The organism is Rhizobium sp. IBUN, from assembly GCF_000510625.1.
GTDB lineage: Bacteria > Pseudomonadota > Alphaproteobacteria > Rhizobiales > Rhizobiaceae > Rhizobium > Rhizobium altiplani.
This window is the reverse complement of sequence record NZ_AZNV01000056.1, coordinates 21,035-27,549: the sequence shown is the minus strand read 5'-3', so window position 1 is coordinate 27,549 and position 6,515 is coordinate 21,035. Positions and strand designations below refer to the sequence as shown.

Sequence of the window (6,515 nt, the reverse complement as noted above, 5' to 3'; positions counted from 1 at the left end):
CCAGCGGATTGGCATGGCCAACCGCCAGGTAGTAGCGCTCATGCGCAAGCGAGACGAAGCGCAAGCAGCCGATGTTTTCCACCGGCCGGATGAAGCCTAGATTGAGCTGGCCGGTCTCCAGGCCGCGGATGATCTCGCCGGTATTGCCCGACGCAATATGGATGCGGACATCGGGAAACTTGCGGGCGATCTTGGCAAGGAAGGTTGGCAGCATGCCCATGGTGGCCGGATAGATGCTGCCGATCCTGATCTGGCGGATGCGACTGCCGCCGGCTGCCCGGGTCAGTTCGGTGGTCAGGTCGATGTCGCTCAGGATCCGCACACAGCGATCGTAAAAGGTTTCCCCTGCCCTGGTCAGTTCCACCCTTCTGGTCGAGCGAATGAACAGCGGACAGCCAAGCTCCCTTTCCAGCGACATCACATGATTGCTGAGCGCCGGCTGGGCAATGTGCATCCTGGCTGCCGCCCGGCCGAAGTGCAGTTCCTCGGCCACCGCTTTGAAATAGGAGAGTTGGCGCAGTTCCATGAAGGCCATCCACTTGTGCTAGCAAACCGCAACAATGTGCTGCGTTCGGTGATTCACGCTTAGATTGCTTTCATAGTTCTATAATACGTGGTTTCATAAGTTGTCAAATGTTGTGTTTTCCGCCATGGATGCACGGCAGAGAGTTGCAATGAATCTTCGGCGTTTGCGAGTTTCTAAAGGAATCTCGCAAGATGATCTTGCGCTTACGGCTGATATCGAGCGCTCTTATGCGGGGCACCTCGAACGCGGCAGCAAAAACCCGACAGTGGTCACGCTCGAGAAAATTGCAACGGCTCTTTCATGTGATATCTCGGAGCTTTTCGCTCCCGTGCCCGATGACACAAAGCCAATCGAACCACTTCGTAGCGGACGACGACCTCCAGATCGAGATTGACGTTCCTGACAAGATTTGAACCGCCCTTTGCGATCGATTAAACCGCCGAAAAATCAAACGCTTGGTAAAGCTGATCAATGATGCAGCTCCGCCAGCCGCTTAGACTCGCGGCATTCGCGTCGGTGACGCCCGGATCCGACAGGCGGGGCTAATTTAATCTGCATGGAAGAGCGGACGGTTTCGTGCCGGTGGACGTTCGAATTTAAGCACACCTCGTTGCATGGTCGCCAGTTCCCGAGAAGTACACGGAAACAAATCCTCGTCAGGCGCAGCTGGTTGCGCCTGCAGAAGAGCATCTGGCTTCGTCGATCCGCCTAGCCGATCGACATCAGGCTGGCATTGCCGCCGGCCGCGGCGGTATTGATCGAAGTGGATACCTCTTCCAGAAGCCTGTTGAGGCAAGGCATCAGAATCCTGCTCGAACTGCTTAGGGAGGCACGACGCGCTCGCAAGGAATGCATCGTCGCGCTCGGCGTCCATCGCTGGCAAGCACAGCGGTTGATCACGGCGATTCCCTAAAGGGCAATATCTGCATCCTCTAATACGCTGTAGAAAATGGTTGGAAGAGTGGAAGTCCTCTTCTGCAAGTCGAGGGTTACCTACGGCCGTGAGCCGCGTCTTTACCGGAGCAGACCTGCCCATTGGGTAGTGAACTGGGCGCCGCCCGAGAAAACCCTCTTTTGCTTTGACTCGTCTTTCAACCAACCTTGGCCGTCATCGCACGGCCCCCAGAGGGAGGCATTCGAAATGAGACGGACCACGACGTTGATAACAACCGCGATGGCGGTCGCGGGCAGCCTGCTGGCGAGCACCGCGACAATACACGCCCAGGAGGCCAGAAAGCCGAACATCCTGTTCATCATGGGTGACGACATCGGTTGGATGCAGCCGAGCATCTATCACCAAGGCCTGATGGTCGGTGAAACGCCCAATATCGACCGCATCGGCCGGGAAGGCGCGAAGTTCATGACCTACTATGCCGAGCAGAGCTGCACGGCAGGGCGGACCGCGTTCATTACCGGCATGCAGCCGGTGCGCGTCGGCATGGTTCTGCCGGAGATTCCCGGAAGTCCGTCCTATCTGCGGGCCGGCACGCCTCACCTCGCCAAGTTCCTGTACGATCTCGGTTACTCCACAGGTGAGTTCGGCAAGAACCATCTCGGAGACACCACAGAATCCCTGCCCACGGCACACGGGTTCCAGGAATTTTGGGGCTATCTCTATCACCTCGACGCCATGCAGGGGGTGAGCTTCCCCGACATCAACAAGACCTCAACCGAGCAGGGGATCGCGCCACCTTGCAGGAACACGCCAATTCCTGGCATGGCGGACGACCCGGCGGCGGTGGATGCAAAAACCACGACCTGCCTGACACCGCCGCGTCCAATGCTCGCGTGCATATCCTCCGACGGGTCGCCGGCCAACCAGTCATGCAAGGACGAAGGGCCGCTGACGCTCGAGCGCTCCAAGACGATTGACGAAGAGATCTCGGCAAAGGTCATCGATTTCCTCGACCGCAACGACCCGAAGAAGACCAACAAGCCGTTCTTCGTCTGGTACAACCCCGCACGCATGCACATCACCACCATGCTGCCGGACAAGTACCTGAAGATGGTTGGTGAGGAGGGCGGCAAGGACTGGGGTGTCAACGAAGCCGGCATGAAACAGATGGATGACAACATCGGCTATGTTTTAAAGAGACTCGAGGAGATGGGAGAACTCGACAACACCATCGTTGTCTTCACCACCGACAACGGAGCCGAGACGATCACATTCCCGGACGGGGGCACCACTCCGTTCAAGGGCGGAAAGCTCAGCACCTGGGAAGGCGGCATGCGTGCGCCGCTCGTGGTTCGGTGGCCAGGGCACATCGAGCCCGGTACGGTCAAGAACGACATATTCTCGGCCCTTGACTGGCTGCCGACGTTTGTGAATATCGCCGGCGGTCCCAAGGGCGATGGCCTGAAAAAAGAGATCGAGGCAGGCAAGTATCCTGGCATCGTCAAGACCACGCTCGACGGGATCGACCAGCGCGACTTCCTGGAAGGCAAGTCGCCATCCAAGCGCGACTCGTTCCTGTACTATTCCGGCAAGGAGCCTTCGGCAGTCCGCTACAAGAACTGGAAGATGTATTTCGCAATGGTGTCCGACGATCCCGCGGGCTTCATCCACGGCGTTCAGCCATATTCGTGGACGCAGGTCGTAAACATCAAGCGCGATCCGTTCGAGACCTCGGTCGGACAGCAGATCAAGACCCTTTTTGGCATGGCAGGCGCCATCGCGTCACCGTCCACCGCCTATGTCTATGATTGGAACATCTTGCCCATCGGCCAGCAGTTGTGGCTAAAGCATCTCGAGAGCTACGTCGACTTCCCGCCTCTGCAGAATCCCGCAAGCTACAATCTGGAGCAAGTGATGCAGCAGGTCCGCGAAATGAAGACTGGTCACGACTGACGCGCAGGCGAATAACGACATTTGTAGCGGCCGCCACATGGCGGCCGCTACATCGGTATGCCCAAGGCTGCAGAGGGCCGAACGATGAGCGATTTCAGCCAAGCAGATCGTGATGAACCGCGGTGGGCTCCGGTGTTGGCAATCCTCGGGGTGTTTGCCTTTCTGGAGGTGCTACCGCATCACGTCTACGCCCTGCCACGGTGGATATCATACGCGGTTCTGGTGGCAGCCATTGTACCGATGGTCCTTGTCACGCTTTCCAGCGAAAATGCCGTGTGGCTGCGGGTCGAGCATGTCGCGATCATGCTGCTCGCCAGTGTTTACGCGGGGAATACGGCAGCGGAGCTTGGCGACATGGTCGGGATCATCACCGTTCATCCGCCCGAGACGCGGTCGGTTTCGCTGTTGACGTCATCGTTTACGATCTGGATCACCAACGTCCTGACCTTCTCGCTGCTCTACTGGCAGATCGACGCGGGTGGTCCCGCTCGCCTCGCGCGTAGCATGGCAGGACGACCCGACTGGCTTTTCCCGCAGGCGTCGGCTCCCGAACTAGCCGCGCCGGACTGGCGACCGCTCTACATCGACTATCTTTCCCTCGCGTTCAATACGGCTGCTGCCTTCAGTCCCACCGACGTGTTGCCGCTGACAAGACGTGCGAAGGGACTGATGATGATCGAAAGTGCCATTGCTCTGTTGACGCTCGTGCTCGTGGCTGCGCGCGCAGTCAATGTCATTCCGTAGCGGCGCATTGTTCGTGCCGACGAGATCGAAGGTGCCTGATGTCAGTCGAGGCCGATCAGCTTTCAACAATGATCAATCACGCGGTGGCGCCCGCGTTCATGCTCAACGGCGTCGCGGCGATGGTGGCCGTGCTCGTCAATCGGATCTCCACCGTTACCGAGCGGATCAGAAACCTGCGTGAGATCGACGAAGCTGACCTCGTTCGAGCCAGGTTAAAGCAGGAGATCGGCGAACTCAGGCGGCGGGAACTGCTCTTGAACAGTGCCTTGCACCTCGCTGTCCTTGCCGGGATCGGGGTGACGCTGTTACTCCTCTTCGGCTTTGTTGTGGCATTCTTGGGGTACCGCCACGAACCAGGCGCCGCCGTGCTTTTCATCGCGTCGCTTTGCTTTCTGGCTGGATCCCTGTTCCGGTTCCTGCAGGACATCAGGCTCGCCCAAGGCGAGCACAAAGATCGTCAGTTGATGTGATAGCTCGAACTGTGCAGGTTCGCCCTCACTAGAAGTGGAAGGCTACCCCTAGGATTGGCCCCTGCTGGACGACGTCGAAGACAAAACCATCGTCCTCGTAATTGACGCCTATGGCTCGGTATCCGGCCACTGCCGATATGGTGTCGTTGAACTTGTATCCGAGGCCGAGGCCCACGTCCCAGTCGACGTCGGCGCCGCCACCGCCCACCAGCCCCCATCCCGTGACATAGATTTCCGGGGTGAAGAAGTAGTTTCCGCGCAGGCCCACGACCGCGTCCACCCACGTGGCACTGTCATCCCGCTCCACACCAGCCAGAAGTCCGCCGTTGAAGGTGATGTCGGTCTTAACCGACCAGACTTTCATGCCGCCAAACACGTCGAGGTGGCCATTCTGATCTTCGAGTACGGCGTAGCCCACGCCCAGAAGGCCTGCAAAGGTCTCCGACGTCACTCCGACGCTATCGGCGAAGATGCCGCGCGGCGTGTGCGCATCGGCTCCCAGTTTCACGTAGACAATGTCGCCGACGACGCTGTAGCGGTCATATCGTGCCTCGGCTGTAGCCATGAAGGCGAAGTCGAGATTGTCGAGAATGTCGCCGAAATCCGCATCGATATTGACCTCGGGAAGCCCGAATTGGCGCACGTTCCCGGAAATTCCGGCAGCCCAGAAGTAGGGCGCCACGGTGAACTCCCAGCCGCTGCGGGTCTCGACCGTTTTCGCTTCGGGTGCCAGGGGCGTGAGATCAGCCGCGTTGCCGAGCGATGTGGTCGACAGGACTGCGAGCATGACGATCGCAGGCAAGTGAATGGTTTTCATGAGAATCCCCCGATCTCGTTTACCGCTCAGCATTGCTTCCGGGTCGACAGTGTGTGACGGGAATGGAGTTCGGCAAGCCGAAACAGCTATTCGGACTTGCTGGAGCCACAGAATGCCTGAGACTGTGGCTCGTTGGCCTCAGTCTTGCTTTCCTGACGGCAGGGACACGCCACGAAAGTGACGTGTCCCTTGCTGGGATCAATAGCAAGGCGGGAACGGATAGTACCCACATTGCTGACCGTTGTAGTAGGAGTTGTAGTAGTAGGGCCGCGCTGCGGCCGCGCCCACCGCAGCGCCTGCAACCACGCCCGCGGCAACCGGAGCACCACGATACCAGGCACCATGATAGACGGGCGCCTGCCAGTATGTACCTCCCACGCGGTTGATGTTGGTGTCGCCGACATGCACGTCGCCCCCCCGGAAACCGCCCGCAAAGTCTCCTGCGCGCATGTCTCCTCCGAATCTGCCTCCGCCGCCGAAGCTACCACCGGCAAAGTCTCCTCCATGGAATCCTCCGCCGCCGAATCCTCCACCACCGAACCCTCCGCCACCACCGCCGAAATGATCGATGAAGAGGGCTGCCGGTCCGGAGGCACCATTAAGGCTGCCCTCCAGAACGGTTATCTCGAAGGTGAGCGTCGTCCCATCCAGTTTAGGGGTCTTGAGGGTCACGACAGCGTCGCTGACATCTGAACCGTCGCCGCCCAGAACCGACACCGTTGCGTTCGGAGGGTCGACCGCAAAGTTGTCCTTGCCGTCATCCCACTGCATGATGAATTGTTCGGTCGTCACATGCCCTGCGGCCCGAACCGGGCGATCGGCAAAGACGATCGAATTGGCCGACACGCCGGTCAGAATGAGCTTGCCGTTTTCGATTTTCGCACCAGACGAATTGAGCACCGCCAATGAGGGGACCGGCCCTGTCGGCGTGACCACGCCAATCGTCTTTTCCAACGGCATGTGCGGCTTCTTCGGTGCGTCCTGGGCGAAGGCGGCGGGGCTCATAGCCACGCTTCCAAGCAGGATGAGCGTAGTCAATCGGTCGAGTTTCATGGATGTGTCCTCGCAGTTGGAACGGGGTAGTGTTGCATCACCTTCCACGCCCCGTTT

Annotated in this window: 7 protein-coding genes; 4 read left to right on the top strand and 3 right to left on the bottom strand. The window is 59.1% G+C overall.

All coding sequences use genetic code 11. The annotated features are described in order from the left end of the window. On the bottom strand, window positions 1–526 hold a 526-nt coding region (locus RHIBUN_RS0129825), incomplete at its 3' end, for a LysR family transcriptional regulator (RefSeq protein WP_025662425.1). Between the two features lie 124 nt (window positions 527–650). Here RHIBUN_RS0129825 and RHIBUN_RS0129820 point away from each other — a divergent pair. The 4 genes from RHIBUN_RS0129820 (at window position 651) to RHIBUN_RS0129800 (ending at window position 4,588) form a co-directional block, all read left to right on the top strand. Beyond that, on the top strand, window positions 651–920 hold the full coding sequence (locus RHIBUN_RS0129820) for a helix-turn-helix transcriptional regulator (protein WP_082728691.1): 270 nt from the start codon (window positions 651–653) through the stop codon (window positions 918–920). A gap of 780 nt (window positions 921–1,700) precedes the next feature. Beyond that, window positions 1,701–3,374 carry an arylsulfatase gene (locus RHIBUN_RS0129810; protein WP_025662423.1) on the top strand — a complete coding sequence of 558 codons (1,674 nt, stop codon included), beginning with the start codon at window positions 1,701–1,703 and terminating at the stop codon, window positions 3,372–3,374. Between the two features lie 84 nt (window positions 3,375–3,458). Beyond that, window positions 3,459–4,118, top strand: a complete 660-nt coding sequence (locus RHIBUN_RS0129805; protein WP_025662422.1) for a hypothetical protein — start codon at window positions 3,459–3,461, stop codon at window positions 4,116–4,118. Between the two features lie 68 nt (window positions 4,119–4,186). Beyond that, window positions 4,187–4,588 (top strand): DUF2721 domain-containing protein, encoded by a 402-nt coding sequence (locus tag RHIBUN_RS0129800; protein WP_245271766.1) that lies wholly within the window; start codon window positions 4,187–4,189, stop codon window positions 4,586–4,588. Window positions 4,589–4,616: 28 nt separating this feature from the next. On the opposite strand, the gene RHIBUN_RS0129795 is transcribed toward RHIBUN_RS0129800, so the two are convergent. Next, window positions 4,617–5,405, bottom strand: coding sequence for a hypothetical protein (locus RHIBUN_RS0129795; protein WP_025662420.1), 789 nt, complete (start codon window positions 5,403–5,405; stop codon window positions 4,617–4,619). A gap of 198 nt (window positions 5,406–5,603) precedes the next feature. Continuing rightward, on the bottom strand, window positions 5,604–6,458 hold the full coding sequence (locus RHIBUN_RS37025) for a hypothetical protein (RefSeq protein ID WP_025662419.1): 855 nt from the start codon (window positions 6,456–6,458) through the stop codon (window positions 5,604–5,606). Window positions 6,459–6,515: the final 57 nt, after the last annotated feature.